The organism is Citrobacter sp. Cb031, assembly GCF_030336725.1.
GTDB classification, from domain to species: Bacteria; Pseudomonadota; Gammaproteobacteria; order Enterobacterales; family Enterobacteriaceae; genus Citrobacter; species Citrobacter braakii.
The window spans coordinates 162,233-187,875 of record NZ_JAOWDA010000022.1 but is presented as its reverse complement, the minus strand read 5'-3'; the positions used below and the strand labels follow the sequence as shown (position 1 = coordinate 187,875).

Annotated in this window: 25 protein-coding genes; 9 read left to right on the top strand and 16 right to left on the bottom strand. The window is 50.2% G+C overall.

Translation table 11 applies throughout. The features are described from left to right. Positions 1-40: 40 nt before the first annotated feature. Positions 41-940 carry a LysR family transcriptional regulator gene (locus OGV93_RS08310; protein ID WP_287109504.1) on the bottom strand — a complete coding sequence of 300 codons (900 nt, stop codon included), beginning with the start codon at positions 938-940 and terminating at the stop codon, positions 41-43. 119 nt (positions 941-1,059) lie between these two features. Here OGV93_RS08310 and OGV93_RS08305 point away from each other — a divergent pair, with 119 nt between their 5' ends. Continuing rightward, a complete protein-coding gene (locus OGV93_RS08305) occupies positions 1,060-1,818 on the top strand; it encodes an SDR family NAD(P)-dependent oxidoreductase (protein ID WP_016154890.1) in 759 nt (252 codons plus the stop codon). Positions 1,819-1,833: 15 nt separating this feature from the next. On the opposite strand, the gene OGV93_RS08300 is transcribed toward OGV93_RS08305, so the two are convergent. Continuing rightward, the gene (locus OGV93_RS08300) at positions 1,834-2,010 is read right to left on the bottom strand and encodes a hypothetical protein (protein WP_153646715.1); all 177 of its coding nucleotides are present in this window, start codon (positions 2,008-2,010) and stop codon (positions 1,834-1,836) included. 355 nt (positions 2,011-2,365) lie between these two features. On the opposite strand from OGV93_RS08300, the gene OGV93_RS08295 reads away from it, so the two are divergent. Beyond that, the gene (locus OGV93_RS08295; protein WP_016154889.1) at positions 2,366-2,968 is read left to right on the top strand and encodes a helix-turn-helix transcriptional regulator; all 603 of its coding nucleotides are present in this window, start codon (positions 2,366-2,368) and stop codon (positions 2,966-2,968) included. 18 nt (positions 2,969-2,986) lie between these two features. Here the strand turns inward: OGV93_RS08295 and OGV93_RS08290 are convergent, their stop codons facing one another. Beyond that, positions 2,987-3,337 carry a glycoside hydrolase family protein gene (locus OGV93_RS08290; protein WP_103283344.1) on the bottom strand — a complete coding sequence of 117 codons (351 nt, stop codon included), beginning with the start codon at positions 3,335-3,337 and terminating at the stop codon, positions 2,987-2,989. A gap of 71 nt (positions 3,338-3,408) precedes the next feature. Next, complete coding sequence (locus OGV93_RS08285) at positions 3,409-3,963, bottom strand: GNAT family N-acetyltransferase (protein WP_287109503.1); 555 nt, start codon at positions 3,961-3,963, stop codon at positions 3,409-3,411. Between the two features lie 167 nt (positions 3,964-4,130). Here OGV93_RS08285 and OGV93_RS08280 point away from each other — a divergent pair, with 167 nt between their 5' ends. Further along, complete coding sequence (locus OGV93_RS08280; protein ID WP_016154886.1) at positions 4,131-5,720, top strand: STY4199 family HEPN domain-containing protein; 1,590 nt, start codon at positions 4,131-4,133, stop codon at positions 5,718-5,720. A 26-nt stretch (positions 5,721-5,746) separates the two neighbouring features. Here OGV93_RS08280 and OGV93_RS08275 read toward each other — a convergent pair whose 3' ends face one another. Next, positions 5,747-7,396: an alpha,alpha-trehalase gene (locus tag OGV93_RS08275; RefSeq protein WP_029139724.1), complete on the bottom strand. Its 1,650-nt coding sequence runs from the start codon at positions 7,394-7,396 to the stop codon at positions 5,747-5,749. Between the two features lie 425 nt (positions 7,397-7,821). Here OGV93_RS08275 and OGV93_RS08270 point away from each other — a divergent pair, with 425 nt between their 5' ends. After that, positions 7,822-9,216 carry a cytochrome-c peroxidase gene (locus OGV93_RS08270; protein WP_016157700.1) on the top strand — a complete coding sequence of 465 codons (1,395 nt, stop codon included), beginning with the start codon at positions 7,822-7,824 and terminating at the stop codon, positions 9,214-9,216. A gap of 381 nt (positions 9,217-9,597) precedes the next feature. Beyond that, positions 9,598-9,681 (top strand): damage-inducible type I toxin DinQ, encoded by an 84-nt coding sequence (gene dinQ / locus OGV93_RS08265; RefSeq protein WP_003837776.1) that lies wholly within the window; start codon positions 9,598-9,600, stop codon positions 9,679-9,681. Between the two features lie 66 nt (positions 9,682-9,747). Here dinQ and gorA read toward each other — a convergent pair whose 3' ends face one another. Beyond that, entirely contained in the window at positions 9,748-11,100 is a 1,353-nt protein-coding gene (gene gorA / locus OGV93_RS08260; protein ID WP_046274489.1) for a glutathione-disulfide reductase, read from the bottom strand. 104 nt (positions 11,101-11,204) lie between these two features. Beyond that, a complete protein-coding gene (locus tag OGV93_RS08255) occupies positions 11,205-12,047 on the bottom strand; it encodes a 23S rRNA (adenine(2030)-N(6))-methyltransferase RlmJ (RefSeq protein ID WP_016154881.1) in 843 nt (280 codons plus the stop codon). 214 nt (positions 12,048-12,261) lie between these two features. Here OGV93_RS08255 and prlC point away from each other — a divergent pair, with 214 nt between their 5' ends. Beyond that, positions 12,262-14,304: an oligopeptidase A gene (gene prlC, locus OGV93_RS08250; protein ID WP_019078097.1), complete on the top strand. Its 2,043-nt coding sequence runs from the start codon at positions 12,262-12,264 to the stop codon at positions 14,302-14,304. Between the two features lie 8 nt (positions 14,305-14,312). After that, complete coding sequence (gene rsmJ, locus OGV93_RS08245) at positions 14,313-15,065, top strand: 16S rRNA (guanine(1516)-N(2))-methyltransferase RsmJ (protein WP_094761590.1); 753 nt, start codon at positions 14,313-14,315, stop codon at positions 15,063-15,065. A gap of 98 nt (positions 15,066-15,163) precedes the next feature. Here rsmJ and OGV93_RS08240 read toward each other — a convergent pair whose 3' ends face one another. The 7 genes from OGV93_RS08240 to OGV93_RS08210 form a co-directional block, all read right to left on the bottom strand. Further along, the gene (locus tag OGV93_RS08240; RefSeq protein ID WP_029139725.1) at positions 15,164-15,451 is read right to left on the bottom strand and encodes an HPr family phosphocarrier protein; all 288 of its coding nucleotides are present in this window, start codon (positions 15,449-15,451) and stop codon (positions 15,164-15,166) included. Positions 15,452-15,453: 2 nt separating this feature from the next. Continuing rightward, the gene (locus OGV93_RS08235; protein WP_019078100.1) at positions 15,454-16,626 is read right to left on the bottom strand and encodes a mannitol dehydrogenase family protein; all 1,173 of its coding nucleotides are present in this window, start codon (positions 16,624-16,626) and stop codon (positions 15,454-15,456) included. Positions 16,627-16,643: 17 nt separating this feature from the next. Further along, positions 16,644-17,342, bottom strand: a complete 699-nt coding sequence (locus OGV93_RS08230; RefSeq protein WP_047501382.1) for a DeoR/GlpR family DNA-binding transcription regulator — start codon at positions 17,340-17,342, stop codon at positions 16,644-16,646. Positions 17,343-17,381: 39 nt separating this feature from the next. Next, positions 17,382-17,810 carry a PTS mannitol transporter subunit IIA gene (locus tag OGV93_RS08225; protein WP_103928730.1) on the bottom strand — a complete coding sequence of 143 codons (429 nt, stop codon included), beginning with the start codon at positions 17,808-17,810 and terminating at the stop codon, positions 17,382-17,384. Continuing rightward, the gene (locus OGV93_RS08220; protein ID WP_103928729.1) at positions 17,807-19,255 is read right to left on the bottom strand and encodes a PTS transporter subunit EIIC; all 1,449 of its coding nucleotides are present in this window, start codon (positions 19,253-19,255) and stop codon (positions 17,807-17,809) included. Before OGV93_RS08220 ends, OGV93_RS08225 begins: the two co-directional genes overlap by 4 nt. Before the next feature lie 30 nt (positions 19,256-19,285). Continuing rightward, positions 19,286-20,095, bottom strand: a complete 810-nt coding sequence (locus tag OGV93_RS08215; protein ID WP_016157691.1) for a sorbitol-6-phosphate dehydrogenase subunit — start codon at positions 20,093-20,095, stop codon at positions 19,286-19,288. A 451-nt stretch (positions 20,096-20,546) separates the two neighbouring features. Next, entirely contained in the window at positions 20,547-21,746 is a 1,200-nt protein-coding gene (locus OGV93_RS08210) for an NAD(P)/FAD-dependent oxidoreductase (protein WP_287109502.1), read from the bottom strand. A 232-nt stretch (positions 21,747-21,978) separates the two neighbouring features. Between OGV93_RS08210 and OGV93_RS08205 the strand changes: the two genes are divergently transcribed. Beyond that, positions 21,979-22,482 (top strand): RrF2 family transcriptional regulator, encoded by a 504-nt coding sequence (locus OGV93_RS08205; RefSeq protein WP_101700417.1) that lies wholly within the window; start codon positions 21,979-21,981, stop codon positions 22,480-22,482. A gap of 200 nt (positions 22,483-22,682) precedes the next feature. Here OGV93_RS08205 and dtpB read toward each other — a convergent pair whose 3' ends face one another. Both dtpB and uspA read right to left on the bottom strand, forming a co-directional pair. Then, positions 22,683-24,155: a dipeptide/tripeptide permease DtpB gene (gene dtpB, locus OGV93_RS08200; RefSeq protein ID WP_019078104.1), complete on the bottom strand. Its 1,473-nt coding sequence runs from the start codon at positions 24,153-24,155 to the stop codon at positions 22,683-22,685. Between the two features lie 281 nt (positions 24,156-24,436). Beyond that, on the bottom strand, positions 24,437-24,874 hold the full coding sequence (gene uspA, locus OGV93_RS08195) for a universal stress protein UspA (protein WP_003023368.1): 438 nt from the start codon (positions 24,872-24,874) through the stop codon (positions 24,437-24,439). A gap of 393 nt (positions 24,875-25,267) precedes the next feature. Between uspA and uspB the strand changes: the two genes are divergently transcribed. Next, the gene (gene uspB / locus OGV93_RS08190) at positions 25,268-25,603 is read left to right on the top strand and encodes a universal stress protein UspB (protein ID WP_003023371.1); all 336 of its coding nucleotides are present in this window, start codon (positions 25,268-25,270) and stop codon (positions 25,601-25,603) included. The last annotated feature ends 40 nt before the right edge of the window (positions 25,604-25,643 follow it).

The following is a 25,643-nucleotide window of genomic DNA, read 5'->3' as shown; positions in this document are numbered from 1 at the left end:
GTAATCCTTGTTCTGTTCATTCTCAGGACAGTATAGCTTGTCAGTCCACATAGTCTTTCATCACGCCGGTCAGCCATTCCATAAACAGATGTACGCGGCGGGAGAGGTTACGGCGATGCGGATAGAGCAATGAAACCGGTAATGGTTCGGCGCGATATTGCGGCAATACTTCAATCAGCGTACCGGCGCGCAGGGCATCACGCACGCCCACGCGCGGTACCTGAATAATGCCCAGACCGGCAAGACATGCCGCATGATACGTTTCGGTACTGTTCACCGTCAGCATGCCGCCGGTTTTAACCCATTTAACACCGTTGTCTGTCGCCACTTCAAAGCCTTGCGCACGCGTTCCCAAATTGACTGAGTAGTGCACCACCGCATGCGAGGCTAAATCCTCCAGGCTTTCCGGATAACCAAAGCGGGCGAGGTATTGCGGGCTGGCGCAGTTAATCTGCGTGAGTTTCCCCAGCGGGCGCGCAATCAGCCCTGAATCTTTCAGCGTCCCCACGCGTACCACACAGTCGAAGCCTTCGCGGATCAAGTCCACCAGGCGGTCGCTGCTGCTAAGTTCGAGCTCAAGCCCCGGATACTGATGCAAGAAGGCCGGTAAGAGGGGCATCACCAGATTTCTCGCCACACCAACCGGCATATCGACGCGCAGCTTGCCGCTGATGCTGGCCGGGTCGTGATGGAATAGCCCATCCAGTTCATCGAGATTGCTCAACAAATCTTTCGCTCGTTCGTAATAGATCATGCCGTCTTGCGTGAGCTGAACGCGGCGGGTTGTGCGGTGCAACAACTGTGTGCCCAGATGATTTTCCAGGGCCTGGATTTGACGCGATACGCTACCTTTAGGAAGTCCGAGGGTGTCTGCCGCGCGCGAAAAGCTCTCCAGTTCTGCGACGCGGATGAACAACTGCATTGCGTGAATTTTATCCATTCTCATGCCCTATTGTTGTTCTAAATGAAACAGTAATGCGCAGTTAGCGGTATTTATTGTTTTTCTACCACCTAATAAGCTTTGTCTCAATCTTCACAACACCTGAAATGAGGTTTCTTATGACGCAACGTATCGCATTGGTGACCGGCGGCGGCCGTGGACTCGGTAAAAACGCGGCGCTAAAGCTGGCGAGTAAAGGCATTGGTGTCATCCTGACGTGGAACAGCAATGAAAAAGAAGCGCAGCAAGTTGTGGATGAAATTCGCCAATCTGGCGGTAAAGCTGTAGCATTACCGTTGAACGTCGGAAATATTTCCACTTTCCCTCAGTTTGTCAAACAGGTGCAGGAAACCCTACAAACGCACTGGCAAAGCGACACCTTTGATTATTTATTGAACAATGCCGGAGTTGGCATTAACGCGCCTTATCCGGCGTTCACTGAAGCGCAATTTGACCAGCTTTTGGACATCCATTTTAAAGGACCTTTTTTCCTGACACAGAACCTGCTGGCGCTGATCAACAACGGCGGACGCATTCTTAATGTCTCGACCGGATTGTCGCGCTTTGCGCTACCGGGTTACAGCGCTTACGCTGCCATGAAAGGGGCGATGGAGGTGTTAACCCGTTATCAGGCGAAAGAGCTGGGAGAGCGCGGCATTACGGCGAATATTATTGCGCCTGGGGCAATCGAGACGGATTTTAGCGGCGGAAACGTGCGGGATAATGCGCAATTGAATGCCTACATTGCATCGCAGACGGCGCTGGGGCGTGTTGGGTTACCGGATGATATTGGCGACGCCATTGCTGCGTTGCTCAGCGATGAGCTGGCCTGGATGACGGCACAGCGTATCGAAGTCTCTGGCGGGATGTTCCTGTAATCGACTGCCTCTTACTTAGCCTTTTGAGCAATCGAAAACTGGCGCGCCATCAGAGGTCAAAATATAGCTGATGGCGTTTGCCGGTATTATTTGGAATCTGATACCGCGATCGCGGTGCTGAAAGAGATCGGGGATAAACGTTCTGAAGAGTTCATTCTTCTTCGGGAGCGGATTTGTTGCATCAGAAACCATGATCACCTCCCCATTCTCATGTCCGTATGATCATTTAATGCGATATTTTGTTTTGTAACATATTTGTCTGTTATCGTGAGTTTCTTATTTTTAGCTAAGAATATAAACTTTGGATTATTAATATTAGCAATCCAGTTTTGAACATCAAATATTAAGGATTTTCTGAATATTTGATCCCGATTTTGATCCTTTGTGTGATTCTTTGGTTTCAGCTGTAATTATTTATAACGTCTGCTTCTTTCTTCTCCGTCTATCGGTAAAATGGCCTCCGCCAAATGGTGACTTCATATTTTGCCCCTCGGATAATACCCTTCCGCGTGTTAAGGCTAATATCTTATTCAGACGGAGATAAATAATGCAGTTAATAATGTTTGACAGGCAGTCAATATTTATTCATGGAATGAATGTAATTTTGCAAGAGCGTATTCCAGGAGTGAATGTTCAGGGTGTCAGTCAGGCAGATGATCTTTGGCGGACGCTGGAAGACAATCCTGATGCACTGGTAATGCTGGATGGAGATTTTGACGCTGAGTTCTGCCGTAGCTTGCTGCAACAGATAGCAGAGCGCTTTGCGAAGGTAAAAGTGCTGGTAACCGCAACGGACTGCCGTAAAAAATGGCTACAGGAAGTCACACAATTAAACGTGCTGGCCATTGTTCCGCGCGATTCTGATGCGGAAACCTTCACGCTGGCACTCAATAGCGTCGCGATAGGTATGATGTTTATCCCCAGAGATTGCATCACAGCGACCGAATGTGGCGGGCAAAATATCAGATTGCTCAGCGCGCGTCAGCGGGAGATTCTGACGATGCTGGCCGCCGGAGAATCTAATAAACAAATTGGTCGATTATTAAATATCAGCACTGGAACGGTAAAAGCCCATCTTGAATCGCTGTATCAGCGCCTGGAGGTAAAAAACCGTACGCAGGCGGCAATGATGCTAAACGACACCCTATAATGGGAAAATATTTCACAGTCAGACTGTTTCTGGCTGTGAAATAGCCCCCGGCCAGAATTCAGCAGTGCAAAACCGGCTAATCCCCACGCTGAGCATCCATGCAATTAACGCTTCCTGTTGAAACCGATCTTGTATTTGCGGCATTTCCTTATGGATGAATGCCTCGCAGATATTTATATCCGCGAGCAGCAATGTTTCGGCCTGCATCAGCATAATTGGGGCATCAAAGGATTCATCTGCGGTGATTTCGTGCCCGTAGCCAATGACCCAGATCCCCTTTTTGTCCTGATACTTTTCCAGCGACAGGCCCTGCCATTGCTTAATAAATGCGATACAGGCGGGCGTGAAATGCGTCGAATGCAACTGCATAATAATCTCTGTACAAAAAGACCTATTTTAAGAAACACACCCCGTTACGCCAGCCGCCATCCAGCCATTTTTTACAGCAAAACGCCTGATGGCTTGGGCGGCTGATATTCCTGTTTTAACAGGCCGAAAATCCAGTCATCATGCCAGGTTTGATGTAGCCAGTAGTTTTCGCGCAGCGTGCCTTCGAGAATGAACCCGACCTTTTCCAGTAGACGCCGTGAGGCATCGTTTCCTGCGGTGACGCAGGCCGTCAGTCGGCGTAGTCCTCCGGCGGTAAACGCATAATCGCAAACGGCATGCAGGGATTCAGCGCCATAACCTTTGCCCTGCGCCTCGGGAGTGAGCAGAAAGCCGACCTCGGCACATTCATTTTTATCCTGAATATATCCGGTTACCCCAAGCGGTACGCCCGATGCCTTATCGCACAGGACCAGGCACAGCCAGTGTGGACTGCCGGGAGACCATTCAGGCAAGCGGGAGTCAAAGACTGTCCGTATCTCCTCTTCGGTACGCGAGTCAGCGACAAAGCGCATCACATCTGCGTTCTTCTGTAACGTTAAGAAAAACGCCCAGTCGTCATGTGTGAGCGGGCGGCAGATCAAACGCGAGGTTTTCAGTACAGGCACAGGCTTATCTCCAGAATAATTTTCAATGATTGTGCGGAAGTCACTGTAAAACATATTTATTTGCTATATGAATGTGTTTTAGTCTATGGCGGCACAGCGCTGCATTTAAAAAAGATAACTACACACCATTGTGAGGCCGCACTTTTTGGGTCCTTTTAGGGAAGATAATGACCAATAGCGCGTTACAGGCGACATGTACACCATTCGAACATTGTTTGGGGATAATCCGGCAGGCCTCGGTAGAAATTTTACTGATGCTTGGCGTGCGCGTCGCAGAGGGTAAAGATCCACGCTGGTTTCTCGAGCAGCTTGACCAGGCGCGATTGAATCTGGGAGGTTGGGGTGTTGTCGCCAGGCGGTTGCAGATGAATGACGCGCAATTGAGTCAGTTCACGTTGCGGCTACGCCATCTTCAGCAGAGCGTGCCGCAATATGAAAATGGCCAGGACGTCAGTGAAAACCAGCTGATTTCTGCGCTGCGCTTTGTCGCTTCTCTGGAACAGTTGCGCCAGCAACAGCCCCTCCTGAAGTATCCAACCGAGATTGAACGTGCAGAGCCGGATGCGCAGATGCGGGCGCAGCGTCAGCTTCGCGCAATAGAATTAACCCTCAAATCGCTGATTGCGCGGGTATGGCCGGATCAACATCCGCTCAACAGCTTCCTGAAACAGCACTTTGGCGGTGAACGTCTGCGTCGCTGGTTAAAGCTGGGGGAAAGTCGGGATGCGCTGGACGGCATGATGTTTAGCGAACTGGCGCTGATGGTTGTCGATAAGAAGTTATTCGTTCGGCATTTTAGCGAGATTTTTAACGATACCTCGGTGCTCATGTCGTTTGTTGAGCCACGTATCACGCTGAGGATGTTCCTGGATGACTGCCGCCTGGCCCGTAACTGCGTTATCGCGCAGCAGCCGCTAACCTCAGTACAACTGCTGTTGCTGGATTGCCAGTACCGACAGATTACTCACCCTGTGCAGCGGGCATTTGAAGAACGGCGTACGCGCATTAATCCTGCGTCGTATCTGGCGTCCGATGAGGCGACGGTTCGCCAGTTTTGGGAAAACGCAAAGCAAAAAGACGAGCAGGCAGGGGGCGATAAACAGGAAATCGCAGACAGTATCGATCCGCCGGAGAAGCGGGCCAGGCGCACGGCGGAAGAACGTGAACAGCTGATTTCCGGCATGTTGTGGGTAGCGGTCGGTGTGATGGTGCTGGTGATTTCGCTGGGCGCGTTCTGGTTATTCACTTCGCCAGCGCCACAAGCGTCTTCCGGGCTATCCGTTGAAATCGTGCAGGAGGAGCCACGGCGTGATGCCCCTGGTGCGCGGGAGTCGGTGACCCGAATGGGCATCACCTGGGATGCCTTTAACATGCGCGCGGCTATCGAGCGCAACGACACCCGTGTGACGTCACTTTTCCTACAGGGCGGGATGGACTGGAAGCTGGCGTGGACGGAGCAGGCATTCTCGGCAGGCAATACCGAGGTGTTGAGGCTGCTGCTGCGTTACCCTTCGCAGATGAGTGAGAGTAAGCCATGTCGGCAGTTTATGACCACGGTCAGCCATGCGATGGCGAATGGGGCGTCACTCACATCGCTGCATAAAAGCTATCTGCAAAGTTTTTGTTCGGTGCCGGCGGTTGTCGCGCGTCAGCAGTATGACCTTGAACAGGCCGAGCTACGCGTTCGCGCGCAGCCAAGCCCAGAGAACAAGAAATGGCAGAAAATTCACGCCGAACTGTACGATGCGATTAACTGACCGTCTGATAATTCAGACCGTCAGATCTAGGGTTCGCCATACAGACCGATGAGTCGGCGCACCACGCCATTGGTCCAGCCAAAGCCGTCCTGCAACGGATATTCTCCGCCGCCGCCTTCGCGCGGCGCGGCGTCGGCGATGTGGTATTTTTCGATAAGCTTGTGGTGTTCCTGATAAAAGAGATTCACCGTTTTCAACCAGTTACGGGCGATTTCATCCCCGAGATGGTCGTCGCCGTAAAGTTTGAAACCCTGGATCGCCATCCACTGCAGCGGCGCCCAGCCGTTGGGTTTATCCCATTGCTCACCCGTTTCATGCTCCGTGGCTAAAATCCCTCCGGGGGTTAGCAGGCGACTGCGGACCGCATTGGCAAGTCGGTCGGCTTGTTCATGCGTTGCCATGCCGACATACAGCGGCACAATACTGGCGGCAGAGAACAGGGCCATTTGTTCGCGCCGCCAGTCGTAATCGCGATAGCAGCCGTTTTCATCGTCCCAGAGATAGCGATTCACCGCATCGCGGCGGTCATTGGCTTTCTGGCGAAACTGCGCTTCAGTATCTTTGTCGCCTTTCAGTGCGGAAATATTGGCGATAGTGCTTTCCAGCTTGTAGAGGAACGCGTTCAGGTCAATAGGGATGAACTGAGTGGTGCGTATGCTGGCAAGACGGCCTGCATCGCGTAGCCAGCGCGAGGAGTAATCCCAGCCGGAGGCCGCGCCCGCGCGCAAATCCCGATACACTTCATTGGGTGGGCGACCCGAATGCTTGGCGGTCTCGACGTCTTCAAGCCACGACTCATCGCGCGGCGTATCACGATCGTCCCAATAGCGGTTGAGCAGGGAGCCGTCCGACATTCTGATCACGTGACGGTAGGCCTGGTTGAGTACCAGGGAATCTGCGCCATCCATCCAGAACGCGTACTCCATTTTTAGATGATCAAGGTAACGACGTGCGCCGCGTACGCCATCCTCTTCAAACAGTTCGACCATTAGCGCAAAGACCGGCGGCTGCGAGCGACTCAGGTAGTAAGTACGGTTACCGTTCGGGATATGACCATAGTTTTCAATCATCCAGGCAAAGTTATCCGCCATACATTTCAGCAGATCTTCGCGACCGCTCTCCGCCAGACCCAGCATGGTGAAGTAGGAATCCCAGTAGTAGGTTTCACTAAAACGCCCGCCGGGCACAATATATGACTGCGGTAACGCCAGCAGCGAGGACCAGGGAATGTGATCCTGTGGTTCGCGCGTCAGCACCGGCCACAGTTGATCGATATGCTCTTTCAGCGAATTTGCCGGGTCAGAAACATATTCACTGGAGGGCGTTTCCGGGAGCCAGAAGTGGTTCTCGACGAAGCGTCGCAGATCAAAGTCGCGGTGGCGTTTAACCTTGCGATAGCGGATCAAAATATCCAGCGGATCCATTTTCGGCGCACAGTCGGGGAAGGTTTTGCTATCGGCAAACAGTTTCGACGACTGAACGTGTTCGAACAGCTCGAGGTAACGATCGGCGGGAGTTAACGCATCTGAGGCGGGTAACCCTTCAATCATCTCTGGTTCAGGCTCCGCCTCAATCATTTCATCCAGCTTTAACTCGCACGGATCCATTTCATAAAGCAGATCGATGTCGATCGTCATTTCTTCAGAAGGGGCGTGGGGTAGTTTCTGGTTGAGCATAATGCGAAAGACCTCCGATGGACGTTGAAAGATTAAGGCTATTGCCCGCTCGTCAATTAAGCGTAGACATTCGCTTCGGTATCTGGTGAGTAAAGCGTGCGGTCGATCACATTTTAGTGCTGCGCAATATCCAAAAAGTAAATCTATCCCAATGAAAATAATGCAGAATTCCGAATTCTGCACAACCTGAGGATATTCCATTTTCAGAACATTCGATTGCAACGAGGTGTGAACACAACCTGGTAACGTTTAACTCTATAATAGGCACAGGCTATTCTATCGATAGTTCTCCTCCATGTAATTGCTTGATACTTATCAAAATAGTAATCCCCTCATTTCCTATGATGGTCAGGTCTGACAAAGACTGTCTATTAATTATTCTAATTTTCTGGGTCACAATAACTCACAACGGTGAGGGTAAAATAATGAAAATCATTACCCGTCTTACCGTGATTGCCATAGCTGGCGTCGCGATTTGTTATTTTGGATTATCCGGTTATGTGTGGTATCACGATAATCAACGGAGTAAACAGGCTGATGTTCAGGCCTCTACGCTGGAAGAAAATAATAAAGTACTAGGGTTCTTACGTGAAAAAGGATGCGATTATTGTCACACTCCTTCGGCTGAATTACCTTTCTATTCTTCTTTTCCCGTCGCTAAGCAGTTGATGAATTACGATATTCAACTGGGATACAAATCATTCAATCTGGAGGCCGTTCGTGCGGCGCTGGTCGCGGATAAACCCGTTTCGCAAAGCGATCTGAATAAAATTGAGTGGGTGATGCAGTACGAGACCATGCCGCCGACGCGTTATACCGCACTGCACTGGGCTGGCAAAGTAAGCGATACGGAGCGAGCAGAGATCCTGGGCTGGATTGCGAAACAGCGTGAGCAGTACTACGCCAGTAACGATACTGCCACGCAGCATCGTAATGAACCTGTACAGCCGATACCGGAAAGCATCCCGACCGATGCCCGCAAAGTAGCGCTTGGTTTTACGCTTTACCATGACCCGCGTATTTCCGGCGACAGCACGATTTCTTGTGCGCACTGTCACGCCCTGAATGCGGGCGGCGTGGATGGCCGGAAAACGTCAATCGGTGTAGGCGGCGCGGTTGGCCCTATCAATGCGCCAACGGTATTTAACTCGGTCTTTAACGTTGAGCAATTCTGGGATGGCCGTGCGCCAACACTGCAGGCGCAGGCCGGTGGCCCACCGTTGAACCCTATCGAAATGGCGTCTAAATCCTGGGATGAAATTATCCAGAAACTGGACAAAGATCCGCAACTTAAGCAAGAGTTCATTGCCGTTTATCCGCAGGGATTCAGTGGGGATAATATTACCGATGCGATTGCTGAGTTTGAGAAAACGCTGATTACGCCAAATTCGCCGTTTGATAAATGGCTGCGTGGTGATGAAGCGGCCTTAACCGCTCAGCAAAAACATGGCTATCAGTTGTTTAAAGATAATAAGTGCGCGACCTGTCATGGCGGTATTATTTTAGGCGGACGTTCATTTGAGCCATTGGGGCTGAAAAAGGACTTTAATTTCGGCGAGGTCACTGCTGCAGATATTGGCCGCATGAACGTCACCAATGAATTACGTGACAAGCTGCGTCAGAAAGTCCCTGGATTGCGTAACGTTGCGCTGACTGCGCCTTATTTCCATCGCGGTGATGTGCCTACGCTCGACGGCGCGGTAAAACTTATGCTGCGTTATCAGGTGGGTAAAGAACTACCGCAGGAAGATATCGACGATATCGTGGCATTCCTCGAAAGCCTTAATGGGGTATATACACCGTATATGCAGGGTAAATAATTTCTCTCTGGTCCAGATTCGGACGTAAAAAAACCGACTTCGCGTCGGTTTTTTTACGCTTCAGCCCGAGTTGGTGGTTCTGGCCGAAGTGAGAGTTCCATCATCTAACGCTTCAATCGTATTACCTTACCGGTAGTATTGCAAGAATACGCTGGTTGTTTTGATTAAAACAACTGTATACTTATCCAGTTAGCTCTGAAGCATTTTCATTCCGGACGCGCGCTAAACGCTTTCTAAGTCCTGATCGGCTGTACGGGTGGTGCCGTTGGCCGATGCTCTGGCCGGAGTGAGAGTTCCATCATCTAACACTGGGACATGCGCCGTGACAGGCAATGGATGAGTAAGCGGATGCATTCTCACTCCATCTAATGGAGAAAACGGGTGATTGATAAAGCAATCATCGTTCTGGGAGCGTTAATCGCGTTGCTGGAGCTGATCCGCTATCTGCTGCAACTGCTGAACTAATAGCGGAAACGTAACTAAGGGCAAAGAGCTAACCCCTCTTTGCCCTTTAACATTCCTGAAGCGCGATTAACGCATGGTGACAAACTCTTCAGATGCCGTTGGGTGAATGGCAACGGTGTTATCAAAGTCTTTCTTGGTTGCGCCCATTTTCAGAGCGACCGCGAAGCCTTGCAGCATTTCATCCATCCCAAAACCAATGCCGTGAATACCGACAATCTTCTCTTCCGGGCCGACGCAAACCAGCTTCATGCGGCACGGCTGACGGTGGGTGGTGACAGCGGTATACATCGCGGTAAACGATGATTTATACACTTTCACCTGATCATCGCCGTGCTGTTCGCGAGCCTGCTGCTCGGTCAGGCCCACGGTACCAATAGGCGGATGGCTGAAGACCACGGTCGGGATGTTGCTGTAGTCCAGATGTTCGTCCGGCTTATTGTTAAACAGACGCTCGGACAGACGACGGCCCGCGGCAACGGCAACCGGCGTCAGCTCAACGGCCCCGGTGTTATCGCCGACGGCATAAATACCCGGCACGCTGGTGTTCTGGAATTTATCAACGACGATGTAGCCTTTTTCGTTGGTTTTCACGCCAGTAACCGCCAGGTTGAAGTTGTCGGTGGCAGGTTCACGACCGATCGCCCAAATCAGGCAATCTACCGTTTCGCTACGACCATCTTCCAGTTGCAGGGTCAGGCTACCATCAGCGTTTTTAACGACCGCTTTTGGAATAGCGTGAGTATGCAGAGTCGGGCCTTCGGCGTTCATCACCTCAACGAGCGTGTCGACGATCATCGGGTCGAAGCTGCGCAGCGGCGCGTGTTTACGCACGAACAGATGCGTTTGTGCGCCCAGACCGTTAATTACGCCCGCCAGTTCAACGGCGATGTAGCCTGCGCCAACAACGGCCACGCGTTTTGGCAGCGCGGGCAGCTCAAAGAAACCGTCGGAGTCGATACCGTATTCCACACCCGGAATGCTCGGATGGCTCGGGCGACCACCGGTAGCAATCAAAATATGATCGGCAGTAATGGTTTCACCGTTCACTTCAATGGTTTTGGCATCCACAAAGCGGGCAAAGCCTTTAATCACATCGACATTATTTTTGCCCAGCACGTTGTCGTACGAGGTATGAATGCGATCAATATAAGCGGTACGCGTGGCGATCAGTTTATCCCAATCGAACTTATTGATGGTGGTGTCGAAACCGTAATCCGGCCCGTACATGTGGATTGCTTCGCGGACCTGTGCGGCATGCCACATCACTTTTTTCGGTACGCAGCCAACGTTAACGCAGGTGCCGCCTAGCTCTTTGGCTTCAATCAGCGCGCATTTCTGGCCGTACATTGCTGCACGGTTAATGGAGGCAATACCGCCGCTGCCGCCGCCAATAGCGATGTAATCATAGTGCTTGGTCATGACCGCTCCTTCATGTTCATTGTAGGGCGGAGAAGCGTTACGCCATCCGCCAAAATATTCGCGATTGTATACCTGAAATTAAAAGGTTCCACCGATGACTGCGATTACTCCGGCACGATCCAGCTTACCGACGTATGACCGGTTCCTGCCGGAACCAGTTTGCTGTGCAACCACGGCAGGACACTGTTCATCTGCTGCTCCAGCTTCCACGGCGGGTTTATTACAATCATACCGGACGCCGTCATGCCGCGCTGATCGCTGTCCGGACGCACCGCCAGCTCAATCTGCAGAATTTTGCGGATACCGGTGTCTTCCAGGTCGTGGATCATGCGTTTGATTTGCTGGCGCAGAACTACCGGATACCACAGCGCATAGGTGCCGGTTGCGAAACGCTTATAGCCTTCGTTAATACCGGTCACCACCGCCTGGTAGTCGCTTTTGATTTCGTAGGGGGGATCGATAAGGATCAGCCCGCGACGGGAAACCGGCGGTAATTTTGCTTTTAGCTGCTGATAACCATCGGCTTTGGCCACGCGTGCGCGCTCATCTTTCTGGAATTCGCCGCGCAGCAAAGGAAAGTCGCTCGGGTGCAGTTCCGTTAATTGCAGGCTATCCTGTTCTCGCAGCAGCTGGCGAGCAATTAATGGAGAGCCGGGGTAGTAGCGCAGTTGGCCGCTACGGTTGAAGTGCTTCACCACGCCAATGTAGGGTTCCAGTTCGGCAGGCAAATCGTCCTGCTGCCAGATACGGGCGATCCCTTCCAGATATTCACCGGTACGTTCGGCATGCTCACTGCTCAGCTGATAACGGCCTGCGCCAGCATGGGTATCCAGATAGAGAAACGGTTTTTCTTTCTCTTTAAGCGATTCGATGATCAGGCTCTGGACGGTGTGTTTAAGGACGTCGGCGTGGTTGCCAGCGTGATAACTGTGGCGATAACTCAGCATGGGTAAACGTGTTCCAGGTTATAAACGTAGGCCCGAAAACAGCGCAATATCGGGCGAAAATAAAGCGTATCGCCACAGTATACAGAAAAGTCGTCACTGCCGCGAAAGCGCAACGCCTGGCATTGAAATCCTCTACACTTAACCCCATTGTACAAATTAATATGCACAGCGCCGGATACGCGCTTCATTCACTCTTTTCAACAGGACCGCGCTAATGACCAATCCATTGCTGACCCCCTTCGAACTGCCGCCGTTTTCTAAAATTCAGCCTGAGCACGTTGTGCCTGCCGTGACTAAGGCGCTGAACGATTGCCGCGAAAACGTTGAGCGAGTGGTTGCGCAGGGCGCGCCGTACACCTGGGAAAATCTTTGCCAGCCGTTGGCGGAAGTTGACGATGTGCTGGGGCGTATTTTCTCTCCGGTTAGCCACCTGAACTCGGTGAAAAACAGCCCGGAATTGCGCGAAGCCTACGAACAAACGCTGCCGCTGCTGTCTGAATACAGCACCTGGGTTGGACAACATGAAGGTCTGTACAAAGCGTACCGCGACCTGCGTGACGGCGATCATTACGCCACCCTGAACACCGCACAGAAAAAAGCGGTCGATAACGCGCTGCGCGATTTTGAGCTTTCTGGTATTGGTCTGCCGAAGGAAAAACAGCTGCGCTATGGTGAGATTGCCACACGCCTGTCTGAGCTGGGCAATCTCTACAGCAATAACGTCCTCGATGCCACGATGGGCTGGACTAAGCTGGTGACTGATGAAGCGGAACTCTCCGGCATGCCGGAAAGCGCGCTGGCGGCTGCAAAAGCCCAGGCTGATGCTAAACAGCAGGAAGGCTTCCTGTTAACGCTGGATATCCCAAGCTACCTGCCGGTGATGACCTACTGTGATAACCAGGGGCTGCGTGAGGAGATGTATCGCGCTTACTCCACTCGCGCGTCTGACCAGGGGCCAAACGCTGGTAAATGGGACAACAGCCCGATAATGGAAGAGATCCTCGCGCTGCGCCACGAGCTGGCACAGCTGCTGGGCTTTGAAAGCTACGCTTTTAAATCTCTGTCCACCAAAATGGCGGAAAACCCGCAGCAGGTACTCGACTTCCTGACGGACCTGGCGAAACGTGCCCGTCCTCAGGGTGAGAAAGAGCTGGCTCAACTGCGCGCCTTCGCGAAAGCGGAATTTGGTGTCGATGAGCTGCAGCCGTGGGATATCGCTTACTACAGCGAGAAACAAAAACAGCACCTCTATAGCATCAGCGACGAGCAACTGCGTCCATACTTCCCGGAAAACAAAGCCGTTAACGGCCTGTTTGAAGTGGTTAAACGTATTTACGGCATTACCGCTAAAGAGCGCACTGATGTTGACGTCTGGCACCCGGAAGTACGTTTCTTCGAACTGTATGACGAAAACAACGAACTGCGCGGCAGTTTCTATCTTGACCTGTATGCCCGTGAACATAAACGTGGCGGGGCGTGGATGGACGACTGCGTCGGCCAGATGCGTAAAGCCGACGGTACGCTGCAAAAGCCTGTTGCCTACCTGACCTGTAACTTTAACCGCCCGGTGAACGGCAAACCCGCGCTGTTTACCCACGATGAAGTGATCACCCTGTTCCACGAGTTCGGCCACGGTCTGCACCATATGCTGACCCGTATCGAAACTGCCGGTGTTTCAGGTATCAACGGCGTGCCGTGGGATGCGGTCGAACTGCCGAGCCAGTTTATGGAAAACTGGTGCTGGGAGCCCGAAGCGCTGGCATTTATCTCTGGTCACTTTGAGACCGGTGAGCCGCTGCCCAAGGAGCTGCTGGATAAAATGCTGGCGGCGAAAAATTACCAGGCGGCGCTGTTTATTCTGCGTCAACTGGAGTTTGGCCTGTTTGATTTCCGTCTGCACGCGGAGTTTAACCCACAGCAAGGGGCGAAAATCCTCGAAACGCTGGCGGAAATTAAAAAGCAGGTCGCCGTGGTGCCGGGCCCAACGTGGGGCCGCTTCCCACATGCCTTCAGCCACATTTTTGCTGGTGGCTATGCGGCGGGTTACTACAGCTACCTGTGGGCCGACGTGCTGGCGGCGGATGCATTCTCTCGCTTTGAAGATGAAGGGATTTTCAACCGTCAAACCGGACAATCGTTCCTCGATAACATTCTCACCCGTGGTGGTTCTGAAGAGCCGATGGAACTGTTCAAGCGCTTCCGTGGCCGTGAGCCGCAACTGGATGCAATGCTGGAGCATTACGGGATTAAAGGCTGATTATTCACGTGAAAATCTGCTTAGTAGATGAAACAGGCGCCGGAGACGGCGCCTTATCTGTTCTTGCCGCCCGCTGGAATCTTACGCACGATGAAGATAACCTGATGGCGCTGGTGATGACACCGGAACATCTGGAACTGCGTAAACGTGATGAGCCCAAACTCGGCGGTATCTTCGTGGATTTCGTTGGCGGTGCGATGGCCCATCGGCGCAAATTTGGCGGTGGTCGCGGCGAAGCGGTGGCGAAGGCGGTTGGCATTAAAGGCGATTACCTGCCGGATGTGGTCGATGCGACTGCAGGGCTGGGGCGCGATGCGTTTGTGCTGGCCTCGGTAGGCTGCCGCGTGCGAATGCTGGAACGTAACCCGGTCGTGGCGGCGCTGTTGGATGATGGCCTGGCGCGAGGGTATGCTGACCCGGAAATCGGTCCGTGGCTGCAGGAACGTTTACAACTGATCCACGCCTCAAGCCTGACGGCGTTAACCGATATCACCCCGCGTCCGCAGGTGGTGTACCTCGACCCGATGTTCCCGCATAAGCAGAAAAGCGCGCTGGTGAAAAAAGAGATGCGGGTGTTTCAGTCGTTGGTGGGGCCGGACCTGGATGCGGATGGGCTGCTGGAGCCTGCGCGTCAGCTAGCCACTAAACGTGTGGTAGTGAAGCGCCCGGATTACGCACCGCCGCTGGCGAATGTCGCCACGCCGAACGCGGTAGTTACGAAAGGGCATCGGTTTGATATTTACGCGGGGACTCCTGAATAGCCTTTCCACTTAACTCGATCATGGGTGGTGGTCATCATAATGCTCCCAAATCTTCGGATGTTGGCGCTTATTTAAAAATAAGCGCCAATGATATTAGCTTATTCACCTAAACCATTTTCGATTTCGGCGCTAAGTTTTTGTAATGCAATTTGGGCATCTTCACCCAGGAATACGATATTGACTTCATGGCCTTTTTTTATACCCAGGGACATGAGAGCCATTAGACTCTTTGCATTTACGTATTTATCACTTCTTGCAAGATTTGCGATCTTAACTTCACATTTAAAGGGTTTTAATGTCGCAACCAGGTTTGCTCCTGGACGAGCATGTAGACCATGCTCATTTTTTATGATGAAACGAGCATTGCAATTGGCATCAGGCATCATAATTAACACTGTGTCGTTGGAATTAAATTTTCAGCATCCAGCGCTAAATATTGCTGTGCAACATTAAGCGTCACAGGGTGATTTTTAGGTAAGCCAATGATTTCGGCAGCGGTAGTCAGCAATCCCATTCGTTGCATTTTCTGTTGCAGTTTGACAGAGGCTTGATCGTCTTCGGCATAATAAGCAAGGCCGCAAGCGATCGCTTTTGTGAGGGGGGTGTAATCGAGGTCGTGTTTAAGACAAAGTTGCACTACACCCATTAAGCGATCCTGATAAGCCAATTTCCGAATAGGATCATAGGCGACACGATGAATCGAATCCGGGAGTTCGTTTTTAGCTTTAGGTAAGTACTCCAGATCTTTTAATGCTTCACGCGTGATTTGTGGGTATTCGGTCATTACCGCAGTAATTGTGACATCGTGTACCGCATTGGCCAAATCTGAAACCTGAGGATCGGCTGAGGCATCAGGAATGGTTTTGTAACCTTTCAGATGTCCATACCAGGCGGTAGTAGCGTGAGGGCCATTGATGGTAAATACTTTGATGTCTTTAAGCATTTCCAGATGTTCGCGTGGCTCTAGCCATTCCACACCACTGATGTCGTTATAAAGAGGAGTTTGAATGATCAATGAGGCAACGGCGGTGCTGTCTATCTGGGTTGCGTAGTGCGTTTTGGCATCGGTGGAGCGTCTGACAATTGAGTCGCGGATCGCTACGTGGGTGTCGAACCATTGACGCGCTTCAGCAGATGGGATTGCGTCACGGTACCAGCCTTCAATATCTTTAATAATATGATTTTTATTTGTCAGGCAAATTAATGACATTTTTTTGTTTGGGTCAATATGATATTGATGCTCAAAACATTTGCCAAGATACTGAGCGGATTCTGCAAAATCCTCTGGATAAAGTGGACACATAATGACAGACGACTCAAGAAAGTCATTCATGACAGAATAGTTGTCATCGGTCAAAAAAGCATTAAAGTTGGTGATCTCGTGTAAAATGATGTCATCAGTACGAAAAACCTGAACGGTATATTTGTTTTCACGGTTCAGTTCATCAATAACTCTTTGGTCTTTATCCAGAAATGTTATATCCCAGCCAGCATTGTCAAATGTTTCGCCCACAAAGCCTTTACCAAGGCGGCCAGCGCCTATAATTAATACGCGTTTCATTATAACTCCTCATATTATTAGATATCCTTGCTCGTGAATATATGATTTATATCCTTGAGTGAGGACACCACAAAATTAGATCTGGTCTCAAGTTTTTCTTCGGTTACAAGAATGGCAACTTCATTTGAGACTTCAGCCATTTTTTGTTTGGTATAACACTCATCCAGATCGGGAATAGTTACACCGACTTCACTGTCAACATGCGCAACACCCATAAAGTATATATCCGGGCGAATAGCATTTAATTCACGAATAGTTTCAGCACCAATTAAAACCAAAGAGTTTTTATAAAGCCTGCCCCCTAATCCTATAACCTCTACATTCTTGTAATCACTTAATAAATGCAGAATAGGGATGTTATTAGAAACAACAGTGCATTTTAAATCTTTGGGTATTAGCTTTATGAGTTCGTAGTTAGTTGTTCCTCCGTCAATTAAAATGACGCTATTTTCTTTAATTAAATGTACGGCTTTCTTTGCCAGCTTTACTTTCTCATTGGTGTTCAGATCCTGCCGGATATTAAACTCAGTGATGGCAGGCCCGACGCGTATTGCGCCACTATGAACACGATGAATTACTCCTTGATTAGCAAGCTCATTTAAGTCGCGTCTTATGGTGTCCTCAGAAACCTTAAGACGCTCACTTAATTTACTGACAACAATCTTTTTCTCTTTCTCAAGTATTTGAAGAATAATATCTTGTCTTGCCGCTTTCATCGTAATGACTCATTTTATTCAGAGAATAATGAGTATATCTTAGATGTTTAGCACTTGTAAAATATATTCTATAGAGTTAGCGGTTCGTAATGCCTGAACATTCTTTTCTTCAATGCAAATTAAGGCGATTTTATTTAACAAGTCCATATGTTCGCCTTCTTTACCCGCGATACCTATGGTTAAATAGGCAGTATTTCCATCACCAAAGTCTATACCGTCAGGAAACTGTACTAAAGAAATGCCTGACTTAATGATTTCGCAATCTGAACCATCCGTACCATGTGGTATTGCTAAACCATTGCCTAAATAAGTTGAAACAATCTCCTCTCTGAGTTTCATTCTCTGAACGTATTTATCTGTCACATAGCCATTCATTTTCAGAATATTTCCAGTAAGGGTTATAGCTTCAAATTTATCGTTGGCATGTGCATTAAGAATAATGTTCTCGGGGATAAAGATGTCACTCATGCTGGCACCTCTTCATGGTTTTCATGATTATGCGATTTTATAAACGCAACTGTTTCGTCATAATCACTCAACTTAATAAAGTTATTAACGGTCATAAACACAGTATCGGTGTTTTCACAGCTTAATTTTGCGCGCTCAAGGAGCCCAGATAAAGTAATTACCATATCGTAGTCTCTACCCACTCGGTTTGCTGAATCGTTAATAACCTTAATATAGCCGAGCCTTTCTTCTTGTAGTCGTTTACGTAGAACAGAAGCGCCCATTGCGCTAGAACCCATCCCGGAATCACATGCGACCAATATACGTTGCACCTTTTTTACGCTGGTATTGGATAAGCCCGGGACAAAATCAGCCACAGATTTAACCTGACGCCCGCCAACAGTCACTGGGCTTTCATCATCATCTTCTGAACCGGGGCTGATTTTAAGTATTAACCAGCCCAGCGCGCATGACACGATAAATCCTGCGCTGATGGACACCAGATTGGCAACGATGGCGCTTTTCGGCGTCATCATGGCGATAGCGATTAAACTGCCTGGAGATGCAACGCCGATCAACCCGCCTTCCATGATGACTTGTAAGAATAAGGAGACGGCAAGTCCTCCCATTGTGGCGAATACCAGTAATGGATTTGCCAGCACAAACGGAAAATAGACTTCACCGATCCCCGCTATACCTGCAATAAACATCGCCATCGGTGCTGTTTTCTTCGCGCGTCCACGTCCAAACAGGGCTATCGCCATTAATGTTCCGAGCAGTGGGCCATTATTGGTATCAACCAGGAACATGATTGATTTACCCAGTTCGGGAACCTGGGCGAAACCAATTGGTGCGAGAATGCCGTGGTTAACCACATTATTCAGGAACAGAACCTGAGCGGGCGCCATAAACACTGACAGTAAAGGGAGTAAATTATTGCTGGTACACCAGTTTACCCCTGACGTGATAATGACAATCAGCAGGCGGATAACCGGCCCAACGGTCATATAGGCGAAAATAGCGCATATCAGGCCAATAATTCCGAGACTGAAATTATTGACGAACATTTCAAATCCCGGCTTAATTTTGTCCTGCACTTTTTGGTCAAATTTCTTCAACAGCCAGGAAGAGAGTGGCCCCATGACCATCGCCCCACTGATCATCGTGATTTCTGACCCGACGATAACGCCCATTGTCGCGAATGCAGCAATGACCCCTCCACGTTGACCGTGGATGTTATATCCTGCGGTATAGCCAATCAGTAATGGAAAAAGGTAATTCAGGATTGGGCCAACCATTTCACCTAATTTTTCATTAGGGAACCAGCCATTAGGGATAAAGATGGCGGCCATTAAACCCCATCCCACAAACGCTCCCAGATTCGGCATAACCATGCCGCTCATAACTCCACCAAACTTTCTAATTTTTGCTAACGCAGGGCTATTGGCAATTCGACTGTTCCCCATGGTCGGCTCCATTCTTATATTGATGAGTGATTAATGATGCGATTTACCGCCGGTAATATTGATTACGGACCCGGTGATATAAGAAGAATGATCGGAAACCAGGAAAGAGATCAGGTCGGCAATCTCTTCAAGTTTCCCCGGACGACCAAGAGGAATAATGCCTTTATAGTCTTTATGAACATGATTTGGATCGGTTCCTCGTGTGTAAGCCAGCGCCCGGAAATTGGCTTCGCTGTTCATTGGCGTTGGTACATTGATGGCTGGCTCAACGCTAACAACGCGCACATTGTGGGGGCCCAGCTCTTTCGCCCATGAAAATGTGAAGGCGTTAACGGCGGCTTTCGTTGCGGAATAGCAGCTCTGCCCGCGTGAACCCTGAACACCAGCTTCGGAAGTCATATTGATAATGACGCCGGATTCTTGTTCGACCATCTGGCGCCCAATGGACTGCGATACCAGAAAAACAGCTTTCTGGTTAACGTTGACCATAAAGTCGAAATCATCTTCGCTCAGTTCATATTCTGGTTTTTCCTTAAATACATCGACTAACAGGCGTGGACGGCTGACACCAGCATTGTTGACTAAACCGTCTATATGACCAAACCTCTTTACCACTGAGGCCGTGAGCTGCTCAACTTCTGTTTTTTTGGTCACATCGCATTTGATGAAGATGATGTCGTCGAACTGGCTGAAGTTTTTATTGGGTGATAAATCGGCATAAACCACGGTTGCACCGTTGGCGTAGAGATTCTCAACCATTTTTTCACCCAGGCCCATACTGCCACCCGTCACGACCACGACTTTACCGGAAAGATCCAACCACTTTGTTGCTTGATCCATTTACGTTCTCCCACTTTTCACGATTGACTGACAGCAGCTGCCTGGGTATTTGACATTCGATGCCCGCAGCATATTGTTTACATGTTGATGCGGTTTTTTGCGTGTTTATAATCTATGCGCAGAAAAACGCATTGCCTACGAAGATCGTTGATTTTTGCGATGCTAATCACAGGATACATTTTAAATTCTTTTAATTCAGTTGGTTGCTTATATTTCTTGTGTTTTGCGTAAAGGATCGCATTTGTGGTGTGTACGATTGTTAATCGATTCATTAATGCGTTTATTTGCGCGTTTGCTTTTTTAATGCGTCTTTATGCGTGATTAAAATTGAGGGGAATAATTGATAAAGAAGCATGTATATAACTGATGGGGCATTGCTGGGGAGGTTGTATGGCACTGGCGACTTCCTGACAGAGTGATTGTCCGTCAGGAAGACTATGTTTACTGGAGGTTAGACAAACGGTGCGTATGGGTCAGCCATCTCAAATGCGACGGCTCTTTCCGCTTTCGGCGGATAAATCAGTTCACTGACAATCGAGACTTTCAGTTTCTTCGCTTCTGCGCGAGTGAGTTTGACCTGCTGATCCCATCCTTCGGTATACACCGCGCCCCACGCGCCGAGATCCAGACAGGTGACGTACATCTCCTGACGGTACGGTGAAGGTTCTACTCCCAGCAGGCTTGCAGCGGCGTTATTACCGGCAAATTTACCCAACAAAATAGCGTGCTGGCAGGTCATTAACGCATAGTTGCCTTTGTCATCGGTGGCGGCGTAGGCCACATCGCCAGTGGCGTAGATATCATCATGACCCACGACCTGCAGATTGGCATTCACATGCAGGCGACTCTGTCGATCGCGCGGGGCGTTAATCTGTGCTGTCAGGCTATTGGCCTGCACGCCGACGGTCCAGATAACTGTCTGAGAGGCAATAACCTGCCCATCTTTCAGCGTTACGCCGCCGGCATCCACGCTTTCTACTTCTGCATTTACCAACCATTCGATGCCCAGTTCAGCGGAGGCTTCGATTATCACGTCGCGTAATTCCTGGCTCCAGCGCCCGGCAGGCTGAGCACCGCGTTCAACTACGACCACTCTGGTCTTAGCATCGGCACCCAGAATCTCACGCAGACGACCAGGCAATTCCAGCGCCATCTCAATCCCGGTAAAGCCGCCACCACAGACCACCACCGTATTGCGAGCCTCACTTTCCGGCTGTAATGCCAGGTCTGTAATGTGCTGCTCCAGTGCGGTGGCGCTCTCGAGCTGGTCGAGGTCAAACGCATGCTCGGCTGCACCGACAACGGCGTCGCGGTTAACGTGACTCCCGCTGGCGAGTACCAGGCGGTCGTAGCGGCGCAGATGAATTTCACCGTTGGCATCTTTCCAGCTCACCTCTTTAGAGTCCGGGATGATCTGCTCGACGCGACCTTGCAGGAAGTTGACGCCGGTAACGTCAAACAAGGGTTGCAGTGGGGCGACCAGGGTTTGTACGGCGCGTTCATAAAAGCGTGGGCGGACACGCAGCTCTGGCTGTGGTGCAATTACTGTAATATCAATGGCCTGCTGATGTTTATCCGCCAGTCGTGCGGCGCTTAATGCTGCCCACATACCGGCAAAACCGGCGCCCACGATCAGAATTCGTTTACGCATTGGGGGGTTCTCTCTGGTGACTACGAACAATTTACTCGGATTTTATTTGTCGTAGTTAAGGATTGCAATGCGATCAGGAACCTTTTTGTCCTGATGTCGTAGAGTGTTTGATTATCTATTTGATAAATATATGATTAAAGTTTTTATATAAATATGGGTTGTGCTGCTGTCTGGAATGAATGAGACGAAAAAGCTACAATTAACTCAGATTCATTTTGGCTGAGATAAGAGAATGGCATTTTACAGTTCCGGGGTTGAGTACGGCATTCATAGCCTGATGTGTATGGTCGACAGCAAGGGCGACGCGCGGGATATGAGCGTGCGGGAAATTGCCGAGCTGCAAAGCGTGCCGTATGACTACCTGGCGAAAATTTTCACCCGTTTGTCGAAAGCGGGCCTGGTGCGCAGCATTGAGGGAAAGGGGGGCGGTTTCCAGTTGGCTAAACTTGCTGAACACATTACGGTGCTGGACGTGGTGAATGCCATTGATGGCGATAAGCGCATCTTTGAGTGTCGTGAGATTCGCCAGCGGCTGGCGCTATTTGAGGAGCATCCGCCGGAGTGGGCCTGTGAAGGCATTTGTGGTGTGCGCTCGGTAATGGATATGGCTCAGCAGCGAATGGAAGAAGCGCTCGGTCAGCATACGATTCTGGATTTGGCGCGCAAAATGTACCGCAAAGCGCCGGACACTTTTGTGGTCGAAGTTCAGGAGTGGATTAACGCTCGCAAAGGGTAGCGATTGAAAATTCCCGGTGCTCATCCTCGGTTAGAAGCGTTTTCCACTGGCGTGATAAAACTGAAGTCTTAATCAACGCAATATCGTTCATGGTCATGTCCATGCATGATGACCTGTTTGTATAAACTACGCTCTTACAATGCAGGACTTAAAAGGCAAAAAAAAACCGCGATGTGACTCGCGGTTAATGATAAAAAAGCTTATTTACTGCTATCTGGCGTATTAATCATTCGGTTCAGCCAAGGCACCATAATCGCCATCACCACCGTGACAGCCAGGGTGACCAGGCCTATCTTACTGAAGACGTTGGTGTAGATCGGCAGCGTTTGCAGCGGGTCGGTGATGTTCTCCGGTACGGCAGTAAACGTGGCGACATACCCGCCCATCAGGAAGGCGGCGGCTTGCGTCAGGAACCACATCCCGAGAATAAAGCCCATCAGGTGCTGCGGCACGAGAGCGGCGACCATCGCCAATCCCAGGGCACTAATCAGCAGTTCACCCAGGCTCTGGAACAGATATACCAGCACGATAAACCACGGCGACGTCAGCCCCTGCGCATCCGCAAACCACATCCCGGCAGCGGCTGCCGTCAGGAAGCCCAACGAGCACAGGAACATACCGAGCGTAAATTTCATCGGCATAGTCAGGTCTTTGCCTTTGTTTCCCAGACGGGTATAGATCGCGGCCAGTACCGGACTTGCCAGCACCACCCAGAACGGGTTCAGCGCCTGGAAGCTCACTGGGTTAATGGCGAAACCGAGAATTTCATGGTGCACGTTATTGATAGCAAAGAAGTTCAGCGATGTCGGCATCTGCGCGTACAGCACGTAGAACACAACCGCTTCCAGCATCAGGATGAAGGCCACGAACATCTTGTTGCGCCCGGTTTTATCCAGTTTGAATGCCTGACGGAAGAAGATGATAGTCACGGCAATCGACAGGACGATCAGCACCAGGTTGGCAATCTGCACGTTGTGCATCAGCCAGGCGCAGATAAATACCATCACTACCGTACCGGCCAGCACGTACAGCAGATTACGGAAATTCAGTGGCTTATGGTCTGGCTCAGAACCGATATTTTTTACCATCCCACGGCAGGCAAAGTAGACCAGCAGCGCGACAATAAGCCCGGCCCCGCACAGGTTGTAGGTCACCGCGTAGCCAAACTTATCGGCAATCACCGGCGCCAGCGACAGCGACAGCAACGAACCGATGTTAATCGACATATAAAACAGGGTGAAAGCACCGTCCAGACGGGCGTCTTTTGGTGGATAGCATTTTGACAACAGGCTTGCCGGGTTGGCTTTAAACAGCCCGTTACCGACGGCAATGGTACCCAAAGCAATAAAGATCAGATCGGGCTTGAGCAGCGACATCCCGGTCATGAAGTAGCCGATTGCCAGCACAATGGCACCGAGAACCAGCGTGCGCTTAGTGCCTAACAGGTGGTCGCCGACGTAGCCGCCGATCGAGATCAGGCCGTAGACCAGCGCAGCAAAGGCACCAAAGGTGACAAATGCCTGTTCCTGTGAAAATCCTAGCTGCTTAACAAAGAATACCGCCAGGATGCCCTGAACGCCGTAATAGCCAAATCGTTCCCATAATTCTACAAAGAAGATCATGAAGAACGGACGAGGTTGCTGCAGCAAGCCCGTAGGTGCAGTTTTATTCATATTCCATCGCCTTTCAAAGCCATCCCGAAAAGTATGAACGCGTATGCTTAAACGCGCCGAAAAAGTCTTATTTTGTTATAGACTGCGGCTATTAGCCGCGAGAGTAGAGTATTATAGAGATTGTTTTCGATCCAATTAGTTGATCACACTAATTATGATTTGTTTGTTGGATTGATGTACTAATTTTGTCCGAGTGATAAAAACAAAAACGCCCGCACAGGCGGGCGTTTACAGGCTTAACTACTTGCAGCAGGCCGGGCTATTTCCCGGCGGCAAGCATTTTATGCTTCTTCGTCGTCACGCAGCGGAACAATCAACATGTCGACGTGGACGGTGTTGATCAGTTGGCGCGCGGAGGACATCAGTTTGCTCCAGAAATCCTGGTGGTGACCACAAACGACCAGATCCATGTCGTATTTTTTGATGGCATCAACCAGAACCTGACCCAGGTCGCCGCTACCGCTCAGGGTTTCGGTGATTGGGTAGCCTGCGTTGGTGGACAGCTCGGTTAACGCGTGGTGGGTTTCTTCAGAAATGCGTTTCTGCATGTCGCCCAGATTCACGTCGATAAGGCCGGTGTACAGGTCGGAATAGTTTACGTCAACGTGGATAAGGGAAACTTTAGCATTGTAAGGCCGCGCCATAGAGACCGCTTTTTCAACCAGAACTTTGCTTTCCGGAGAAAGATCAACCGCGATAAGAATGTGTTTATAAGCCATAGTGTTACTCCTTCCATAAGTTGTCGATGACTAGCCTGCTGGCGTTTCTCTGCCGCCGCGTCATCCGCGTCCTGCGAACCTTGTGCGCGGGGCTAGCCCAGTCGTAAAAACGTACCATATAAGGACTATCCTTACATTATAGCGACCAGAATAATCCGTCAATCCGCCTTGCTTGCCAAGCAGTTAAACAAATTTTTTAGTTAATTGCATTGATAGCGATTAACCTTCTGGCAAAAAAATTAACTAATCTCCTACACTATCTAGAGGGGCGTTCGAATGCGTGATACTAATACGAACGGTTTCTTCAGTACTCTTCACTGAATGGTTTGGCAGGGTATCGGGGAGCGGTAGTCCCGGAAAGGAGTTCCGTGGGCGGGTCGCCGGGGAGGGGGTATGATAAGCACCATTGCATTGTTCTGGGCTTTATGTGTCGTTTGCATTGTTAATATGGCGCGCTATTTTTCTTCGCTACGCGCACTGCTAGTAGTACTTCGTGGTTGCGATCCATTGCTTTACCAGTATGTAGATGGAGGGGGCTTTTTTACCTCGCATGGGCAACCGAACAAGCAGATGCGTCTGGTGTGGTATATCTACGCTCAGCGTTACCGCGATCATCATGATGATGAATTTATTCGCCGCTGTGAGCGGGTTCGCGGTCAGTTCATTCTCACCAGCGCGCTATGCGGTCTGGTGCTAATCAGCATGGTTGCGCTGATTATCTGGCACTGATTCCAATGACAGATACAAAAAAAGCGGGCCAGTTTCCTGA